Here is an 18,676-nt window from a genome sequence, read left to right as displayed (position 1 = left end):
GCGGCACCCCCCGCACAGGGGTGCCGCCCTTTCGTAGATACCGGGGCCGCCGCGAATCGGTGAGGGTCGGGGACTCGCGGCGGCCCCGGAGTTCAGGGCCCGTCAGGTGGGGCCGGACGGGCTCCGGCCGGCGGTCAGCGGTGGTCGCTGCCCTCGGAGCTGCTGGCCGCGCGGCCGGCCTCCAGGCGGGCGACCGGGATGCGGAACGGGGAGCAGGAGACGTAGTCGAGTCCGACCTCGTGGAAGAAGTGGACCGACTCGGGGTCGCCGCCGTGCTCGCCGCAGACGCCGAGCTTGAGGTCGGGCCGCGTGGCACGCCCCGCCTCGACGGCGGACTTCACGAGCGAGCCGACGCCGTCCTTGTCGATCGTCTCGAACGGCGACACCCCGAAGATGCCCTTCTCCAGGTACGCGGTGAAGAAGCTGGCCTCCACGTCGTCGCGGGAGAAGCCCCAGACCGTCTGCGTGAGGTCGTTGGTGCCGAAGGAGAAGAACTGGGCGGCCTCGGCGATCTGTCCGGCCGTGAGGGCGGCGCGGGGCAGCTCGATCATGGTGCCGATGGCGAGCTTCAGCTTGACGCCGGTGGACTCCTCGACCTCCGCGATGACCTGGTCGGCCTCCTCGCGGACGATCTCCAGTTCCTGGACGGTGCCGACGAGCGGGATCATGATCTCGGCGCGCGGGTCGCCCTTGGCGTTCTTGCGCTCGGCGGCGGCCTCGGCGATGGCGCGGACCTGCATGGTGAACAGGCCGGGGATGACGAGGCCGAGGCGGACACCGCGCAGACCCAGCATCGGGTTCTGCTCGTGCAGCCGGTGCACGGCCTGGAGGAGGCGCAGGTCGTTCTCGTTGTTGTCCTTGCGGGACTCGGCGAGCGCGACGCGCACCGACAGCTCGGTGATGTCGGGCAGGAACTCGTGCAGCGGCGGGTCGAGCAGGCGGACGGTGACGGGCAGGCCGTCCATCGCCTCGAACAGCTCGACGAAGTCCTGCTTCTGGAGCGGCAGGAGGAGCTTCAGGGACTCCTCGCGCTCGCTGTCCGTGTCGGCGAGGATCAGCTTCTCGACCAGCTCGCGGCGGTCGCCGAGGAACATGTGCTCGGTGCGGCACAGGCCGATGCCCTGGGCGCCGAAGCGGCGGGCGCGCAGCGCATCCTCGGCGTTGTCGGCGTTGGCGCGTACGCGCAGGCGGCGTACTCGGTCCGCGTAGGCCATGATCCGGTGCACGGAGCCCACGAGTTCGTCGGCGTCGTCGGCGCCGGCGTGCATGCGGCCCTCGAAGTACTCGACGACCGGGGAGGGCACGACGGGCACCTCGCCGAGGTAGACCTTGCCGGTGGAGCCGTCGATGGAGACGGTGTCGCCCTCTTCGACGACGGTCTCGCCGATGGTCATGCGGCGGCGCTTGGTGTCGACCTCGAGTTCCTCGGCGCCGCAGACACAGGTCTTGCCCATGCCGCGGGCGACGACGGCCGCGTGCGAGGTCTTGCCGCCGCGCGAGGTCAGGATGCCCTCGCAGGCGATCATGCCGTCGAGGTCGTCGGGGTTGGTCTCGCGGCGGATCAGGATGACCTTCTCGCCGGAGCGCGACCACTTGATGGCGGTGTACGAGTCGAAGACCGCCTTGCCGACCGCCGCGCCCGGGGAGGCGGCGATGCCGCGGCCGAGCAGCTCGACCTTCGCCTCGTCGTCGAAGCGCGGGAACATCAGCTGCGCGAGCTGGGCGCCGGAGACGCGCTGGAGGGCCTCGGCCTCGTCGATCAGGCCCTGGTCGACGAGCTGCGTCGCGATGCGGAAGGCGGCACCGGCGGTGCGCTTGCCGACGCGGGTCTGGAGCATCCACAGCTGGCCGCGCTCGATGGTGAACTCGATGTCACAGAGGTCCTTGTAGTGGTTCTCAAGGGTCTCCATGATCTGCATGAGCTGGTCGTACGACTTCTTGTCGATCTGCTCCAGCTCGGCGAGCGGCACGGTGTTGCGGATGCCCGCGACGACGTCCTCGCCCTGGGCGTTCTGCAGGTAGTCGCCGTAGACGCCCTGGTGGCCGCTGGCCGGGTCGCGGGTGAACGCGACGCCCGTGCCGGAGTCGGGGCCGAGGTTGCCGAAGACCATGGAACAGACGTTGACGGCCGTGCCGAGGTCGCCGGGGATGCGCTCCTGGCGGCGGTACAGCTTGGCGCGGTCGGTGTTCCACGACTCGAAGACCGCGTTTATGGCGAGGTCCATCTGCTCACGCGGGTCCTGCGGGAAGTCGCGCCCGGCCTCGGTCTTGACGATCTTCTTGAAGCGCGTGACGAGCTTCTTGAGCTCGGCGGCGTCCAGGTCGGTGTCGACCGTGACCTTCTTGGCGACCTTGGCCTTCTCCAGAGCGTCCTCGAAGAGCTCGCCGTCGATGTCGAGGACGGTCTTGCCGAACATCTGGATGAGGCGGCGGTACGAGTCCCAGGCGAAGCGGTCGTCGCCGGCCTGCTTGGCGAGGCCCTGCACCGACTTGTCGGAGAGACCGATGTTGAGGACGGTGTCCATCATGCCCGGCATGGAGAACTTCGCGCCCGAACGGACCGACACCAGAAGGGGGTTGTCGGCCTGGCCGAGCTTCTTGCCCATCTTCTTCTCGAGCGCATCGAGGTGCTGGGTGACCTCGTCACGGAGTGCCACCGGCTCCTCGCCGCTGTCGAGGTAGACCTTGCAGGCCTCGGTGGTGATGGTGAAGCCCGGAGGGACGGGAAGGCCCAGGTTGGTCATCTCGGCGAGGTTCGCGCCCTTGCCGCCGAGGAGGTCCTTGAGGTTCTTGTTCCCCTCGGTGAAGTCGTAAACGAACTTCGCTACCTGAGGATCTTTGTTTTCCGACACGGGTCTCGACTCCTCGAGGCTCGGGTGGCTGCCCTGACGGCGAGGAACATACCCAGATCCAAGGCCTGTGGGTACGTCCACTCAGCTGTCATACGGGCGTAACCACCCGTCCGCCAGGAGATCGAAAGCGATGGACGGGAGGGGACTCTCTTGACCTTTCGTTCATTACTTGAAGGCACTACCCCCGTAGACCCCCTTCGTTGCTCACATGAGCGCGTCCTGCTCGTTTGTGCGTTCAGGGCGTAAACGATCGAGCATTGGCACTGAGTGCCAGGGGTTGGAGAAGTGCAGACGGGCCCTAGCCGCTCATCTGAGCGCAACCCCGATCAGGGGTGGCGAGAATCACGCCGTTTGAAACCGCTCCCGGACGGTCCCGTTCCAGCATGCGGACGCCCCTCCGGGGACGAAACGGGCGTGTCACAGGCCTCGCGCGGCCAGTCGCCGCTCGGCCCGCGCGGGGGCGTACAGCTCCTCCACCACCAGCGCTCCCGCTCCGATGAGCGCGGCGCGCTCACCGAGCCGGGAGGTGACCACGTCGAGGTGCGCGGTCGAGCGGGGCAGCGCCCGTTGATACAGGAGTTCACGGACTCCCGTGAGGAAGGCGGTTCCGGCCAGATCTCCGGCGATCATGAGAACGCCGGGGTTGAGGAGCGTCACGACGGTCGCCAGGACCTCGCCGACGCCGCGCCCCGCCTCCCGCGCGAGCCGCAGCGCCTCCGGGTGCCCGGCGGCGAGCAGCTCGCGCACGTCCGAGCCGGAGGTCGCGGGGACGCCCTCCTCGGTGAGGCGGCGCGCCACGGCCCGGCCGCTGGCGACCGCGGCCAGGCAGCCGTACGAGCCGCACTTGCACAGCGCGTCCGCGCCGTCCGGCACCCGGATGTGCCCGATGTCGCCGGCGCCGCCGTCGATGCCCCGGTAGACCGCGCCGTCCACGACGACGCCCGCGCCGATCCCGGTGGAGACCTTGACGAGGGCGAAGGCGCGGCAGTCGGGGTGGGCGGTGCGCTGCTCCCCGTACGCCATGAGGTTGGCGTCGTTGTCGACGAGGACCGGGACGTCCGCCGGGATGCCCGCACCCTCCGTGGCCGCGCGGGCGAGCCGGCCCACGATGTCGTAGCCGTCCCAGCCCGGCATGATCGGCGGCTGGACGACGCGGCCGGAGCCGAAGTCGACGGGCCCCGGCACCGCGAGGCCGATCCCGCACACCAGGCCGGGCTCGCGGTCCGCCTTCCGCAGCAGGTCGCCGAACCAGCCGCCCAGTCGGGACAGCACCCGCTCGGGCCCGCCCTCGATGCTGAGGGTGTCCATGTGCTCCGCGAGCACCTCGCCGGTCAGGGACAGGACGGCGGCGCGGGCGTGCCGGGTGTCGAGGTCGGCGGCGAGCACCACGGCGTGCGCGTCGTCGAACTCCAGGTGGATCGAAGGGCGGCCGCCGAGGCGGGAGTTGACCGGCCCCGCGGCGCCCTCGCGCAGCCAGCCCGCGCGGAAGAGCCGGTCGAGGCGCTGGCCGACGGTGGCCCTGGACAGGCCCGTGACTTCTTGGAGGGCGCCTCGCGTGGTCGCTCTGCCGCTGCGCACCAGGTGCAGCAGCTCTCCGGCGCTCGCCTGATTCCCCGCCATGCCGTCGTGGCCCCCTTGCGTTCATCAACTCTGCGTTACATTCTAGGTTTTGCGCGTTAAATGGACGTAACCCTATGCGGCGAAGCACGTAACCAACACCCGTTGGAAGGGGTGTGGGAGAGCCTGTGGAGCACACGACCGAGCGGCGCGGAGGCGCGCTGCGGCCCGCCCGGCCCCGCTCCTCCTTACGGGACCGCGCCGCGGACGTGCTCGCGGCGAACTGGACGGGGACCTCGACCGTCCCCTCGCGCACGCTCTACCCCCACCAGTGGTCGTGGGACTCGGCGTTCATCGCGATCGGCCTGCGCCATGTCTCCGCGCTGCGCGCCCAGGGCGAGTTGGAGACCCTGCTCGCCGCGCAGTGGGGCGACGGCCGGATCCCGCACATCGTCTTCAACCCGGCCGTCGCGCCCGACGCGTACTTCCCGAGCCCCGACTTCTGGCGCTCCTCCACCGCGGGCCGCGCCGCGGGCGCCCCGGCCGCCGTGCAGACCTCCGGCATCGTGCAGCCGCCCGTGCACGCGCTGGCCGCCTGGCTGGTGCACCGCGCGGACCCGGGCCTGTCCCGCTCCCGCGGCTTCCTGGCGCGCGTGTACCCCGGCCTCGCCGCGTGGCACCGCTACCTCCTGCACCACCGCGACCACGGCGGCGCGGGCCTCGTCTCGGTGATCCACCCGTGGGAGCAGGGCATGGACAACAGCCCGTGCTGGGACGCCCCGCTGCGCCGGGTCTCCCCCGCTCCGGACCGCTCGTTCCGCCGCGCGGACCTGGAACACGGCGCGGCGCGGGACCGGCCGACGGACCTCGACTACGGGCGGTACGTACGCCTCGCGGCCGACTACCGGGATGCCGGATACGCCGACGGCGGCGGGGAGTTCGCCGTCGAGGACCCGTCCTTCAACGCCCTGCTCGCGGCCTCCGAGCACGCGCTGGCGCGGATCGCCTGCGAGCTGGGAGCCGCGGGAACGGCGCGGCACGCGCGCGCGGAGCGGCTGACGGCGGCGCTGGTGCGGCGGCTGTGGGACCCGCGGGCCGGGATGTTCTTCTGCCGTGACCTGCGCGGCGAGGGCGGACTCGTCCCTGAGTACGGCGTCTCCGGCCTCCTCCCCCTGATCCTGCCGACGCTGCCGCACGCGGTGGTGCGCTCGCTCGTGGACACGGCGTGCGGACCGCACTTCGGCGTCGGCGATCTGGTGCGGATGGCGCCCAGCTACGACCTCGCCGGTCCGGCCTTCGATCCGCACCGCTACTGGCGCGGGCCGGCCTGGTTCAACACCAACTGGCTTCTGGAGCACGGCCTGCGGCTGCACGGCGAGCACGCGCGGGCCGCGCGCTTGCGCACCGCGATGCTCGACGTCGCCGGGGCCTCGGACTTCGCCGAGTACGTGGATCCCCGCACGGGGGCGGGCCGCGGCGCCCGCGGCTTCGGCTGGACGGCCGCGCTGACGCTGGATCTGCTGGCCGAGAGGACGTCGCGATGACGGATGGGTACGGACACGGGCAGGGCCGCCATCTCCTGGTGCACGGTGGGACGTTCGCGGCGACGGACCCGTCCGGCGCGCTCACGGCGGTGCGCGACGGCTCCTCGCCGGACGGCCTGTTCGTACGAGACGCGCGCCATCTGTGCCGCTGGCAGCTCACGGTCGACGGGGCGGCGCCGGAGGTCCTCACCCCGATGTCGTACGAGGAGGAGGGCGTCGGCCGCTGCGTGCTCGTGCCGCGCGGCGGGCGCCAGGAACCGTCGGCGTACACGCTGTTCCGCGAACAGGCGGTGGCGGAGGGCTCGTTCGTGGAGCTCCTGAAGGTCGTCTCGAACCGGCCGGTGCCGACGACGGTGCGGATCGCGCTCACGGTGGACGCCGACTTCACCGACCAGTTCGAGCTGCGCTCCGACCTCCGTACGTATGTGAAGACCGGGGCGGTCCGCACGCGCGAAGTCCTCGACGACGGCGTGGAGTTCACGTACGCGCGGGGCGACTGGCGCTCGTCGACGACGGTGACGGCCGAGCCCGCGCCGGACGCGGTGGAGGAGACGGGGACCGGGGCGCGCCGTCTCGTGTGGACCCTTGACCTCGTGGGGCAGGGCGGCGCGGAACTGACGCTGCGGGTCGTGGCGCGCCCCTCGGGGGCGGGCCCGGTCCGGGCGGCGGCGAGCCCAGCGGCCGTGGCGGCCGAACTGGCCGATACCGTCCGGGAGTTCACGGAGGGCGTCGAGCTGGCGGGCGCGTGGCCCGGGCTCGCGGACGCCTGTACGCGGGGTCTCGCCGATCTCGCGGTGCTGCGGGTCCCGGCGGCCGGTCCCGACGGGGAGCGGCATCTGGTGCCGGCGGCAGGGGTGCCGTGGTTCCTGACGTTGCTGGGCCGGGACGCGGCCCTGACCTCGCTCTTCGCGCTGCCGTACCGGCCGGAACTGGCCGCGGCGACGCTCCCCGTCCTGGCCGCGACGCAGGCCACCGAACCGGCGGCGGGCGCGGTGGCCCAGCCAGGCAAGATCGTGCACGAGGTGCGGCACGGCGAGCTGGCGCACTTCGGGCAGGTCCCCTTCGGCCGCTACTACGGCTCGGTGGACGCGACGCCGCTGTTCCTGGTGCTGCTGGGCGCGTACGTGGAGCAGACCGGTGACACGGCTCCGGCGCGACGCCTGGAGTCCCACGCGCGGGCGGCGGTGGGCTGGATGCTCGACCACGGCGGCCTCACCTCGCGCGGCTATCTCGTCTACCGCGCCGACCGGGGCGGCCTCGCCAACCAGAACTGGAAGGACTCCCCCGGCGCGATCTGCTCGGCGGACGGCGGCCGGGCGACGGGTCCCGTGATGGCGGCCGGGGCGCAGGGATACGCCTACGACGCGCTGCGCCGCACGGCGACGCTGGCGCGGACGGTGTGGGACGACGCGGTGTACGCGGATCTCCTCACGCAGGCGGCGTCGGACCTGCGGGACCGCTTCGTACGGGACTTCTGGATGGCGGAGGACGGCTTCCCCGCACTGGCCCTGGACGGCGAGGGCCGCCAACTGGACGCGCTCGCCTCGGACGCGGGCCACCTGCTCTGGTCGGGCCTCCTCGACAAGGAATACGGGGAAGCGGTGGGCCGCCGCCTCCTTGAACCGGACTTCTTCTCCGGCTGGGGCGTCCGCACGGTGGCCGCCGGCCAGGCGGCGTACCACCCGCTCTCCTACCACCGCGGTTCGGTCTGGCCGCACGACAACGCGCTCATCGCCCTCGGCCTCGCCCGGTACGGGCTGCACGACGAGGCGCGGGTGGTGGCGGAGTCCCTCATCGCGGCGAGCGCCTGCGGCGGGCGCCTGCCGGAGGTTTTCGCGGGCTACCCCCGCTCGGCCCACCCGGCCCCGGTGCCGTACCCCCACGCGTGCACCCGCGAATCCCGCTCAGCGGCAACACCCTTGGCGCTGCTCACGGCGGTAGGCGGCTGAGGCACGGCTTACCAAGGCTCGGTCGGCATGATCAAGCCCCGCCGGCGATTGAGGCGCGGGGTCCGGGGCAGAGCCCCGAGAGCGCAACCACGGTGCCGCGCAACGGAAGACCCGTCACCCCCCAGACGTGTCGAGTTCCGCGTCCTCGGAGACCCCCGCACAGTCCCACGGATCCTTCAGCCACCCGTCCGGCAGGACCACCCGGCCATTGCCCGACGTACGGCCGCGAGGCCCGTCCGCACCGGCCGGCCACCCCTGGTCGAGGTCCAACTCGTCGAGCCCGGAACGGAGTTCCTCCAGGGACGAGGTGGTCGCGAGCCGCTTGCGCAGCTCGCCACCGACCGCGAAACCCTTGAGGTACCAGGCCACGTGCTTGCGGAAGTCGATGACCCCGCGCGACTCTCCCTCCCGTCTCCCACCGCCACCCTCAACCGAGGACCTACGGTCCGCCCCTCCCTTTCCGTACCACTCACCGAGCAGCGAGGCGTGCCGCACCATCGCGTCGGCCACCACCCGCAGCGTCGGCCGGACCCGCTCCTCGCGGCCCTCGAACGCCGCCACCAGATCCGCGAACAGCCACGGCCGCCCGAGGCAGCCACGCCCCACGACCACACCGTCGACCCCGGTCTCGCGGACCATGCGCAGCGCGTCGTCCGCCGACCAGATGTCGCCGTTGCCGAGGACGGGGATCTCGGGGACGTGCTCCTTGAGGCGCGCGATGGCGTCCCAGTCCGCCGTGCCGCCGTAGTGCTCGGCCGCCGTGCGCCCGTGCAGCGCGATCGCCGTGACGCCCTCCTCGACCGCGATGCGGCCCGCGTCGAGGAACGTGATGTGGTCGTCGTCGATGCCCTTGCGCATCTTCATGGTGACCGGCAGGTCACCCGCTCCCGAGACCGCTTCCTTGAGGATCGCCCGCAGCAGATTGCGCTTGTACGGGAGCGCCGAGCCGCCGCCCTTGCGGGTCACCTTCGGGACCGGGCAGCCGAAGTTCAGGTCGATGTGGTCGGCGAGGTCCTCCTCCGCGATCATGCGGACGGCCTTGCCGACGGTGGCCGGGTCGACCCCGTACAGCTGGATCGAGCGAGGCTTCTCGGTCTCGTCGAAGTGGATGAGCTGCATCGTCTTCTCGTTGCGCTCGACCAGCGCCCGCGTCGTGATCATCTCGCTCACGAACAGGCCCTTGCCGCCCGAGAACTCCCTGCACAGGGTGCGGAACGGTGCGTTCGTGATCCCTGCCATGGGTGCGAGTACCACGGGGGGCTGCACCAGGTGGGGGCCGATGGTCAGGGCGGACATCTCAGGGCTCTCCGGGACGGACGACGGGTGGGGGCAAGGATCCATTGTCCCTCACTCCCCGCGCGGCCTCGGCCGAGCCCGTGCGGGACACCGTGCATGCCCGCTCACAGCGGATCCGGCTACCGTCGGACACATGCCCGATGCACGACAAAACCTGACCCACGGCAGGCGGATGCTCGTCCTGGCGATCTGCTGCATGAGCCTGCTGATCGTCAGCCTCGACAACACCGTCCTGAACGTCGCCCTCCCGTCCATGGCGAAGGACTTCGACGCCACGCTCTCGGGCATGCAGTGGACGATCGACGCCTACACGCTGGTCCTCGCCGCGCTGCTGATGCTGGCGGGGTCGACGGCCGACCGGATCGGGCGGCGCAAGGTCTTCACGATCGGCCTGACCGTCTTCACGGTGGCGTCCGTGGCCTGCTCGCTCGCGCCGAGCCTGGAGGCGCTGGTCGCGTTCCGGATGCTCCAGGCGGTCGGCGGCTCGATGCTCAACCCGGTCGCGATGTCGATCATCACGAACACCTTCACGGACCCGCGCGAGCGGGCCCGCGCCATCGGTGTGTGGGGCGGCGTCGTCGGCATCTCGATGGCCGCGGGCCCGCTGGTCGGCGGCCTGCTGGTGGACTCCGTCGGCTGGCGCTCGATCTTCTGGATCAACCTGCCGGTGGGCCTCGCGGCCCTGCTGCTCACCCTGCGCTACGTTCCCGAGTCCCGCGCCCCGAAGGCCCGCCGCCCCGACCCCGTCGGCCAGCTCCTGATCATCACGCTGCTCGGCTCGCTCACGTACGCGATCATCGAGGCGCCCGACGCGGGCTGGACCTCGGTCCGGATCCTGATCTTCGCGGCGCTCGCGGTCGCGGCCCTGATCGGCCTCCTGCTCTACGAGCCGCGCCGCGAGGAACCCCTCATCGACCTGCGGTTCTTCCGCTCGGCCCCGTTCAGCGGCGCCACCGTGATCGCGATCTGCGGCTTCGCGGCGCTCGGCGGCTTCCTGTTCCTGTCGACGCTGTACCTCCAGGACGTGCGCGGCCTCGACGCCCTGCACGCGGGCCTGTGGATGCTGCCCATGGCGGCGATGACGCTGGTGTGCGCGCCGCTGTCGGGCCGCCTCGTCGGCAGCCGGGGTCCGCGTCTGCCGCTGCTCGTCGCGGGCGTGATGATGACGGCGAGCGGGGTGCTGTTCGCGGCGTTCGACGCCGAGACCTCGAACGTCACGCTGGTCGTCGGCTACGTCCTGTTCGGCATCGGCTTCGGGTTCGTGAACGCCCCGATCACCAACACCGCGGTCTCCGGGATGCCGCGCGCCCAGGCCGGGGTGGCGGCCGCGGTCGCCTCCACCAGCCGCCAGATCGGGCAGACCCTCGGCGTCGCGGTGATCGGCGCGGTCCTCGCGTCCGGCGTCGCCGAGTCCTCGTACGCCGCCACGTTCGTCGCCGCCAGCCGTTCCTGCTGGTGGATCATCGCGGGCTGCGGCCTCGCGGTCCTCGTCCTCGGCGCGCTGACCAGCGGCCACTGGGCCCGGGAGACGGCGCGCCGGACGGCGGACCGCCTTGAGGATGCGGAGGACGCCGAGCTGACCCGGGCAGCCACCCGGTCATGAGGTCCGGCGGGCCGCCAACTCGCCGAGTTCCTCAAGGCGTTCGCGGGACGTGTCGTCCGCCGGTGTGTACGTGACCATGCGGGCGCCGCAGTCCCGGCCGAGCCACAGGTCGGTGTGGACGACGGAGACCGGGCCCACGTGCCGGTTGCGGAAGCGCTTCACCTTGCTGGGCACGGACTGCACCACCTCGTGCCGCTCCCACAGCTCGCGGAACTCGGCGGACCCCTCGGTGAGCCGCCGCAGCACCACTTTCCAGGCGGGCTCGGCCAGATGCTCGGCCATGCCGGAGCGGAACTTGGCGGCCATCGTCCGCAGCACGTCGTCGAGGCCGATGATCGAGGACCGCCACTCCTCGTGCGTGAACGCCAGCAGCATGCAGTTGCGGTCCTCTGGCAGGATCTCGTCGAGGTCGCAGAGCAGCATCCCGTAGGTGCGGTTGTAGGCGAGGATGTCGTACCTGCTGTTCTGTACGCAGGCGGGGACGGGCTCCAACCGGTCCATCAGGTCGAGCAGTTCGGGCGTCAGCGTGGCGCAGCTCGCCGCCGGTGTCGGGTCGATGGCCCCCGCGAGGCCGAACAGATGGGCCCGCTCGCTCCGGTCGAGCCGCAGGGTGCGGGCGAGCGCGTCGAGGACCTGCGCGGAGACCTGGATGTCGCGGGCCTGCTCCAGCCACGTGTACCAGGTGACGCCGACCGCCGAGAGATGCGCGACCTCCTCACGGCGCAGACCGGGGGTACGGCGGCGCCGGCCGCGCGGCAGCCCCACGTCCTCGGGCGCGATCCGCTCGCGCCGGCTGCGCAGGAAGGCCCCCAGCTCGTGCCGCCGGATGTCGGCCGAACCGCCGTCCCGTACGTCCGTTGCATCCCGTGTCATCGTGGCCACTCCCCCAGGATGGACCCGCCCCGAGCCTGTTTCCAGGTGGCGCTTGTACCAGGACAAGCACACTCTGGTACCCGTCTCGGGTGCGGACGACGCTCGACGGCATGACGACCCACATCCAGGCACGGCCCATCCGTGCCGGTGACCGGACCCCTCCCGTACTCGGCGGCCTCGGACTGCTCACCGTGCTGCTCGGCGCGGCCCTGCCTCTGATCGACTTCTTCATCGTCAATGTGGCCCTGCCGACCATCGGCCACGATCTGCACGCGAGCGAACCCGTTCTCGAGCTCGTCGTCGCGGGCTACGGGATCACGTACGCGGTCCTCCTCGTCCTCGGCGGGCGGCTCGGTGACCTTCTCGGACGGCGCCGGCTGTTCCTCGTGGGGACGGCGGTCTTCGGACTCACCTCGCTCGCCTGCGGCCTCGCGCCGACCGCCTGGACGCTGGTCGCCGCCCGGATCGCGCAGGGCGCCGCGTCCGCGCTGATGCTGCCGCAGGTCCTCGCGACGATCCAGGCCACGACGAGCGGCCCGCACCGCGCGCGGGCCATGAGCAAGTACGGCGCGACGGCCGGACTTTCGATGGTGGCGGGGCAGGTGCTCGGCGGCCTGCTCGTCTCGGCGGACCTCCTCGGCACCGGCTGGCGCTCGGTGTTCCTGGTGAACGTGCCGGTGGTGATCCTGGCCCTGGTGCTCGCCGCCCGTGCGGTCCCCGAGACCCGCTCCGAGCGGCCGGAACCGGTCGACGTGCCCGGGACGGTGCTGCTCGCGCTCGCCCTGATCGCGCTGCTCGCGCCGCTGACCGAGGGCCGGGCGGCCGGCTGGCCGCTGTGGACGTGGGTGTGCCTCGCGGCGTTCCCGTTCCTCGCGTACGCCTTCTACGCGGTGGAACGCGCTGCCGATCGCACGGGACGCACCCCTCTCGTACCTCCCTCGCTGTTCCGACTGACGTCGCTGCGGCGGGGGTTGGCGATGATCGTGCCGTTCTCCATCGGCTTCAGCGGCTTCATGTTCGTGATCGCGGTGGCGCTCCAGCGCGGCGAGGGCCTCGGCGCGACGCGGGCCGGTCTCGCACTGACCCCGATGGCTGCGGTCTTCTTCGCCACTTCGCTGGCGGGGCCGCGCCTGGTGGCCCGGTGGGGCGCGCGGGTCGTCACGGTGGGCGGCCTGCTGCACGCGGCGGGGGTGGCGCTGATCGCGTTCGCCGCGTGGCGGACCTGGCCGGACCTCGGGATCCTGGAGCTGCTGCCGGGCGCGGTGCTCGCGGGCGCGGGCCAGGCGCTCCAGCTCCCGATCCTCTACCGGATCATCCTCTCCGAGGTGCCCGCGGCGCGGGCGGGCGTCGGCAGCGGCGTGATGACGACGACGCAGCAGGCGGCGCTCGCGCTGGGCGTGGCGACGCTGGGGTCGCTGTTCCTCTCCGTGGCGCCCGGCGCGGGCATGCGCGACGCCCTGGTGACGACGCTGCTCGTCCAGCTCGCGGCGGTGGCGCTGACGACGCTCCTGAGCGTCCGGCTGCCGCGTCGGATCGCCTGACAGCGTGCACACGTCGCATGACAGATGACAGATATTGAAATCTGTCAGCTGTCATGCGACGCTGGAGTCAGCCACCCGAAGGAGCTTCGAAGGAGCCCTCATGAGCACCGCCCTCCCCACCCGCACCCTCGGCACCACCGGCCCCCGCACCGCCGCCCTCGGCCTCGGCTGCATGGGCATGTCCGCGCTGTACGGCGAGGCCGACCGCACCGAGTCCGTCGCCACGGTGCACGCCGCGCTGGACGCCGGGGTCACGCTTCTCGACACCGGCGACTTCTACGCCATGGGCCACAACGAGATGCTGCTCGGCGAGGCCCTGCGCACGGCTCCCGCCGCGGCCCGAGAGAACGCGCTGACCAGCGTGAAGTTCGGCGCCCTGCGCGGCCCGGACGGCTCGTGGAACAGCTACGACGCCCGCCCCGAGGCCGTGAAGAACTTCGCGGCGTACTCGCTCCAGCGACTCGGCGTCGACCACATCGACATCTACCGGCCCGCCCGCCTCGACCCCGAGGTGCCGATCGAGGAGACGGTCGGCGCCATCTCCGAGCTCGTCGAGCAGGGCTACGTACGCCACATCGGCCTGTCCGAGGTCGGCCCGGACACCATCCGCCGGGCGGCGGCGACGGCCCCGATCTCGGACCTCCAGATCGAGTACTCGCTCATCTCGCGCGGCATCGAGGACTCGATCCTGCCGACGGTCCGCGAGCTGGGCATCGGCGTCACCGCGTACGGCGTGCTCTCGCGCGGCCTGATCTCCGGCCACTTCGGCCGCGACCGCAAACTCGGCGCGGGCGACTTCCGCGCCTTCAGCCCGCGCTTCCAGGGCGAGAACCTCCAGCACAACCTGGACCTCGTCGAGCAGCTCCGCAAGATCGCCGAGCAGAAGGGCGCGAGCGTCGCGCAGATCGCGATCGCGTGGGTGGCCGCCCGCGGCGAGGACATCGTCCCGCTGGTGGGCGCCCGCCGCCGCGACCGCCTGACCGAGGCCCTCGGCGCGCTCGACGTCACGCTGGACGCCGCCGACCTCGCCGCGATCGAGGAGGCCGTGCCCGCCGACGCCGCGGCCGGCGAGCGCTACCCGGCGGCCCAGATGGCACACCTCGACAGCGAGCGCTGATCAGCGGCCCGGTAACTTCGTAGCCATGGCCCCCGAGACCCTGACCCCCGAGCGCATCCTCGCCGCGACGGAGGACGTGCTGCGCAGGCACGGTCCCGCGAAGGCGACCGTGGTCGACGTGGCCCGCGCGCTCGGGGTCAGCCACGGCTCGGTGTACCGGCACTTCCGTACGAAGGCGGAGCTGCGCGGCGCGGTCACGAAGCGCTGGCTCGACCGCACGACGGCTCGGCTCGCGGAGGTCGTCGCGACGGACGAGCCCGCGGCCACCAAGCTCCGCGACTGGCTGGCCACCCTCTTCGAGGCCAAGCGCCACAAGGCGGGCGACGACCCGGAGCTGTTCGCCACGTACACCGTCCTCACGGACGAGCAGGGCGGCGTGGTGGACGCCCATATCGCCGAACTCACGGGGCAGTTGACCGCGATCCTGCAACAGGGCGTGACCACTGGCGAGTTCGACATCCCGGATCTGCCCGCGACAGCCCGCGCCGTCTTCGAGGCGACCGCCCACTTCCACGACCCGGTGTACGCGCCGGAGTGGTCGCGCCCGGAGGCCCAGGCCGCTTTCGACGCGCTGGTGTCCCTCGTCGTGCGCGGGATCGCGGTCCACACATCCCCGGCCTCCTGATCGGCATGCACCCGCTCTCGGCCATGCTTTGCGCACGTTTTCGGCACAACCGGAAGGCTTTCCTCGCCACGCGCGGCCACGAGAACGGCGAGTACCAGCAGCAATACCGTTGGCCATGGGTCAAGTTCGGCCGTGACGCCCCGCCAAACGCCTGACCGAATTCACATTGGTGCCACTGTGATGTTTTCGCGGCCGCTCGTACGCTCCGCACGAGGGCGGGACCACGCACCGTGTCCGCCCCTCGTATTCCGGCCCGTAGGAAGACAGCGCCCCGGACCCCGGCGCGGACCCGCGTGCACCCGACGCGACCCCGCAGAGGATTCGGTTGGACACCCACAGACGCACGTCAGGCGGCCCCGCCCGATTCGACGTCACCCAGTGCCAGTTCGGCCCACACCACCTTCCCGGTGGCCGTCGGCAGCACGCCGACGGCACGGGCGTGCGCCGACACCAGGAACAGGCCCCGGCCGCCGGTCTCGAGGAAGTCCGGCGGCGCCGTCGGGATGACGAAGAGCTCGGGGGACGTGTCCGTCACTTCGAGGCGGACGCCCCTGGCGGTGCGGCCGATGGCGAACTCGAAGGTGCGGTCCTCACAGTGCCGCACATTGCTGCACAGCTCCGTCGCCACGAACGCGGTGTCGTACACCAGCTTGTGCAGACCCCAGCACCGCAGGCGGGCACCGACGATCCGGCGGATCTGCTCCAGGCGGTGCGGGCTGTACTCCATACGGATCGAGCACGGCTGATCGAGCATCTCGAACACCTCGATCACTTCGATCTCGTCCGTCGACTGGTCCTGCATTACCCCTCCGGGGTCCCATGACGGTGAACTCGCTTGCGGACAAAGGGCGCTGCATCGCCATCCTGGCGCCGAAACTATGCCTTAGGCAAGCATTACGCGTGAGTCGGCATATTGATGGAGCGGTACGGCATATGACAGTTGTGTGGCCTGAAGGCGCGGGACATCATGTGCCCATGCCCCAGAGCGAGATGCCCACCATGCGCAGCCGTCGCCTAGGAGCCGAGCTGCGACGACTGCGCTCCGAAGCCGGCCTGAAGGTGAATGACGCGGCGGTGGCGCTCGAATGCGGGCAGCCGAAGATCAGCCAGATCGAGACGGGGAAGCGGGGCATCCGCCAGCTCGATCTGACAACCCTCCTCAATCTCTACGGAGTTGACGACGACCGGCAGCGCACCAATCTCAAACGGCTGGCCCGCGACATACACCAGGTGGACTGGTGGTCGGGCCAAGGACCGCTGCTGAGCGACGACTTGCGCGACTATCTCACCTTGGAGGCCGACTCCTCTCTGGTGCGCTCCTTCGAACCTTCGGTGCTGCCGGGACTTCTGCAGACCGAGCAATACATGCGCGAGATATTCACCGTGGGGGCCGCGGAGGCCCGCGTCGAAACCCTCGTGAAGACGCGGATGCGGCGCAAGGAACTGCTCGTGGGACCCGAGGAATTCCGCCTGAGAGTGGTCATCGACACGCCCGCGCTGCACCGCATCCCGGGCCCCCGGGAACTGATCCGTCAGCAGTTTGAACATCTGATGGAAACAGGCGAGATGTCCAACGTCACCATCCAGGTCCTGCCCCTGGACATCACGCTGCCTCTCGCGCAATACGCTCCGTACACGCTGTTCACGATGCGCGGCGAACCGCCCGTACAGGTCGCGTGGCTGGAGCACATGACGGGCGGCACGCTCCTCGAGCAGCGCCCCGACGTAGAGATGTACGCAAAGGCCTGGGACGACCTGACGGCCGCCGCGCTGTCCCCCGCACAGTCCCGCCGGTACATCAGTGACCGAATCAAGCAGGAAAGCGGGTCGTGATGCCCCCCACCTCCGCCCCCACCGCCTCGCTCGCCGAAGTCGGGTCAGCGGTCTGGCGAAAGAGCACGTTCAGCGGCGCGTCCAACGGCTGCGTCGAGCACGCCGAACTCGCCTCGGGCCGGCGCGCGGTCCGTGACACCAAGCACCGGGAATTCGGCGCGCTCGTCTTCGAGTCCCCGGCGTGGCACGCCTTTCTTTCGGGGATCAATTCCGGAGCCCTGCCGCGCTGAAAGAGCAGCCGCACGGCGCGAGTTCGACCGAAACGAAACGCCCCGGCCCGCCGTGGAAACGGTGGGCCGGGGCGTTTCGTGCGCCGGGTGCCGGTCAGCAGCCGACCAGGCGGCTGGCCAGGTAGCCCTCGATCTGGTCGAGGGAGACGCGCTCCTGCTTCATGGTGTCGCGCTCGCGCACGGTCACCGCGTTGTCCTCGAGCGTGTCGAAGTCGACCGTGACGCAGAACGGCGTACCGATCTCGTCCTGGCGACGGTAACGGCGGCCGATGGCGCCGGCGTCGTCGAAGTCGATGTTCCAGTTCTGCCGCAGCGCCTGCGCGAGGCCCTTGGCCTTCGGCGACAGCTCCGGGTTGCGGGACAGCGGCAGGACCGCGACCTTCACCGGGGCGATGCGGTGGTCGAAGCGCATGACGGTGCGCTTCTCCATCTTGCCCTTGGCATTGGGCGCCTCGTCCTCGACATAGGCGTCGAGCATGAAGGCCAGCATGGCGCGGCCGAGGCCGGCCGCGGGCTCGATGACGTACGGCGTGTAGCGCTCGCCCTTCTCCTGGTCGAAGTAGGAGAGGTCCTGGCCGGAGGCCTTGGAGTGCGCGGACAGGTCGTAGTCGGTGCGGTTGGCGACGCCCTCGAGCTCGCCCCACTCGCTGCCGCCGAAGCCGAAGCGGTACTCGATGTCAGCGGTGCGCTTCGAGTAGTGGGAGAGCTTCTCCTTCGGGTGCTCGAACCAGCGCATGTTCTCCTCGCGCATGCCGAGGCCCGTGTACCAGTTCCAGCGCTGCTCCATCCAGTACTCCTGCCACGCCTCGTCCTCGCCGGGCTTGACGAAGAATTCCATCTCCATCTGCTCGAACTCACGGGTGCGGAAGATGAAGTTGCCGGGCGTGATCTCGTTGCGGAACGACTTGCCCGTCTGCGCGATGCCGAAGGGCGGCTTGCGGCGCGAAGTCGTCTGCACCTGGCTGAAGTTGGTGAAGATGCCCTGCGCGGTCTCGGGGCGCAGGTAGGCGACGGAGCCGCTGTCCTGCGTCGGGCCGAGGTGCGTGGAGAGCAGACCGGAGAACTGCTTGGGCTCGGTGAACGTGCCCTTGTTGCCACAGTTGGGGCAGGACAGGTCGGCGAGGCCGTTCTCGGGCAGGCGGCCCTTCTTCGCCTCGTACGCCTCCTCCAGGTGGTCCGCGCGGTAGCGCTTGTGGCAGGAGGTGCACTCGGTGAGCGGGTCGGTGAACGTGGCGACATGGCCGGAGGCCTGCCAGACCTCGGTCGCCAGGATCACCGAGGAGTCAATACCGACAACGTCCTCGCGCGAGGTGACCATGTAGCGCCACCACTGGCGCTTGAGGTTCTCCTTCAGCTCCACGCCCAGCGGCCCGTAGTCCCAGGCGGCACGCTGACCACCGTAGATCTCGCTGCAGGGGTAGACGAAGCCACGGCGCTTGCTGAGGCTGACGATGGTGTCGATCTTGTCGGCGGCCACGGTGCTCTCTTCATTACGACGACGGTGAGCGCGCTGGATACGCGCTCCGGGAGCGAATGCCTCAGGTTACCGGCGGGCCCACCCCCCGAACCAAATCGGTTCCGGGGACAGAGCGGGACCGAGCGTGACGAAGACCTCGACGGACGCCTTGTTGACAACGGTTTCCAGTTTTGTTGAAA

General features: G+C 70.9%; 14 protein-coding genes. 8 read left to right on the top strand and 6 right to left on the bottom strand.

Annotation, left to right across the window (positions count from 1 at the left end):
- Positions 1–134: 134 nt before the first annotated feature.
- Together ppdK and ACIA8D_RS17645 are read right to left on the bottom strand one after the other, a co-directional pair.
- On the bottom strand, positions 135–2,852 hold the full coding sequence (ppdK, locus tag ACIA8D_RS17650; RefSeq protein ID WP_399233044.1) for a pyruvate, phosphate dikinase: 2,718 nt from the start codon (positions 2,850–2,852) through the stop codon (positions 135–137).
- Positions 2,853–3,269: 417 nt separating this feature from the next.
- Positions 3,270–4,472: an ROK family protein gene (locus ACIA8D_RS17645; protein ID WP_399233042.1), complete on the bottom strand. Its 1,203-nt coding sequence runs from the start codon at positions 4,470–4,472 to the stop codon at positions 3,270–3,272.
- Between the two features lie 125 nt (positions 4,473–4,597).
- Between ACIA8D_RS17645 and ACIA8D_RS17640 the strand changes: the two genes are divergently transcribed.
- Together ACIA8D_RS17640 and ACIA8D_RS17635 are read left to right on the top strand one after the other, a co-directional pair.
- Positions 4,598–5,953: an MGH1-like glycoside hydrolase domain-containing protein gene (locus ACIA8D_RS17640; RefSeq protein WP_399233041.1), complete on the top strand. Its 1,356-nt coding sequence runs from the start codon at positions 4,598–4,600 to the stop codon at positions 5,951–5,953.
- Positions 5,950–7,902 (top strand): glycogen debranching N-terminal domain-containing protein, encoded by a 1,953-nt coding sequence (locus ACIA8D_RS17635; protein ID WP_399233039.1) that lies wholly within the window; start codon positions 5,950–5,952, stop codon positions 7,900–7,902. Before ACIA8D_RS17640 ends, ACIA8D_RS17635 begins: the two co-directional genes overlap by 4 nt.
- A gap of 114 nt (positions 7,903–8,016) precedes the next feature.
- On the opposite strand, the gene dusB is transcribed toward ACIA8D_RS17635, so the two are convergent.
- Positions 8,017–9,198 carry a tRNA dihydrouridine synthase DusB gene (gene dusB, locus ACIA8D_RS17630; protein WP_399233038.1) on the bottom strand — a complete coding sequence of 394 codons (1,182 nt, stop codon included), beginning with the start codon at positions 9,196–9,198 and terminating at the stop codon, positions 8,017–8,019.
- A gap of 133 nt (positions 9,199–9,331) precedes the next feature.
- Between dusB and ACIA8D_RS17625 the strand changes: the two genes are divergently transcribed.
- Positions 9,332–10,801: an MFS transporter gene (locus tag ACIA8D_RS17625; RefSeq protein ID WP_399233036.1), complete on the top strand. Its 1,470-nt coding sequence runs from the start codon at positions 9,332–9,334 to the stop codon at positions 10,799–10,801.
- Here ACIA8D_RS17625 and ACIA8D_RS17620 read toward each other — a convergent pair.
- Positions 10,796–11,674: a helix-turn-helix transcriptional regulator gene (locus ACIA8D_RS17620; RefSeq protein WP_399233034.1), complete on the bottom strand. Its 879-nt coding sequence runs from the start codon at positions 11,672–11,674 to the stop codon at positions 10,796–10,798. The genes ACIA8D_RS17625 and ACIA8D_RS17620 overlap by 6 nt on opposite strands.
- A 110-nt stretch (positions 11,675–11,784) precedes the next feature.
- Here ACIA8D_RS17620 and ACIA8D_RS17615 point away from each other — a divergent pair, with 110 nt between their 5' ends.
- From ACIA8D_RS17615 to ACIA8D_RS17605, 3 genes are all read left to right on the top strand, one after another.
- Positions 11,785–13,215 carry an MFS transporter gene (locus ACIA8D_RS17615; protein ID WP_399233033.1) on the top strand — a complete coding sequence of 477 codons (1,431 nt, stop codon included), beginning with the start codon at positions 11,785–11,787 and terminating at the stop codon, positions 13,213–13,215.
- 100 nt (positions 13,216–13,315) lie between these two features.
- A complete protein-coding gene (locus ACIA8D_RS17610; RefSeq protein WP_399233030.1) occupies positions 13,316–14,332 on the top strand; it encodes an aldo/keto reductase in 1,017 nt (338 codons plus the stop codon).
- 25 nt (positions 14,333–14,357) lie between these two features.
- Complete coding sequence (locus ACIA8D_RS17605) at positions 14,358–14,957, top strand: TetR family transcriptional regulator (RefSeq protein WP_399233028.1); 600 nt, start codon at positions 14,358–14,360, stop codon at positions 14,955–14,957.
- A 346-nt stretch (positions 14,958–15,303) separates the two neighbouring features.
- Here ACIA8D_RS17605 and ACIA8D_RS17600 read toward each other — a convergent pair whose 3' ends face one another.
- Entirely contained in the window at positions 15,304–15,759 is a 456-nt protein-coding gene (locus tag ACIA8D_RS17600; protein WP_399233027.1) for an ATP-binding protein, read from the bottom strand.
- Between the two features lie 173 nt (positions 15,760–15,932).
- Here ACIA8D_RS17600 and ACIA8D_RS17595 point away from each other — a divergent pair, with 173 nt between their 5' ends.
- On the top strand, positions 15,933–16,790 hold the full coding sequence (locus ACIA8D_RS17595) for a helix-turn-helix domain-containing protein (protein WP_399233025.1): 858 nt from the start codon (positions 15,933–15,935) through the stop codon (positions 16,788–16,790).
- Positions 16,790–17,020 (top strand): DUF397 domain-containing protein, encoded by a 231-nt coding sequence (locus tag ACIA8D_RS17590; protein ID WP_399233023.1) that lies wholly within the window; start codon positions 16,790–16,792, stop codon positions 17,018–17,020. The genes ACIA8D_RS17595 and ACIA8D_RS17590 overlap by 1 nt, the downstream gene beginning before the upstream one ends.
- A gap of 94 nt (positions 17,021–17,114) precedes the next feature.
- On the opposite strand, the gene ACIA8D_RS17585 is transcribed toward ACIA8D_RS17590, so the two are convergent.
- Positions 17,115–18,497, bottom strand: a complete 1,383-nt coding sequence (locus ACIA8D_RS17585; RefSeq protein ID WP_399233022.1) for a glycine--tRNA ligase — start codon at positions 18,495–18,497, stop codon at positions 17,115–17,117.
- Positions 18,498–18,676: the final 179 nt, after the last annotated feature.

It is taken from the genome of Streptomyces sp. NPDC051684 (genome assembly GCF_044453445.1).
Classification (GTDB): Bacteria; Actinomycetota; Actinomycetes; order Streptomycetales; family Streptomycetaceae; genus Streptomyces.
This window is presented reverse-complemented; position numbering and strand designations above follow the sequence as displayed.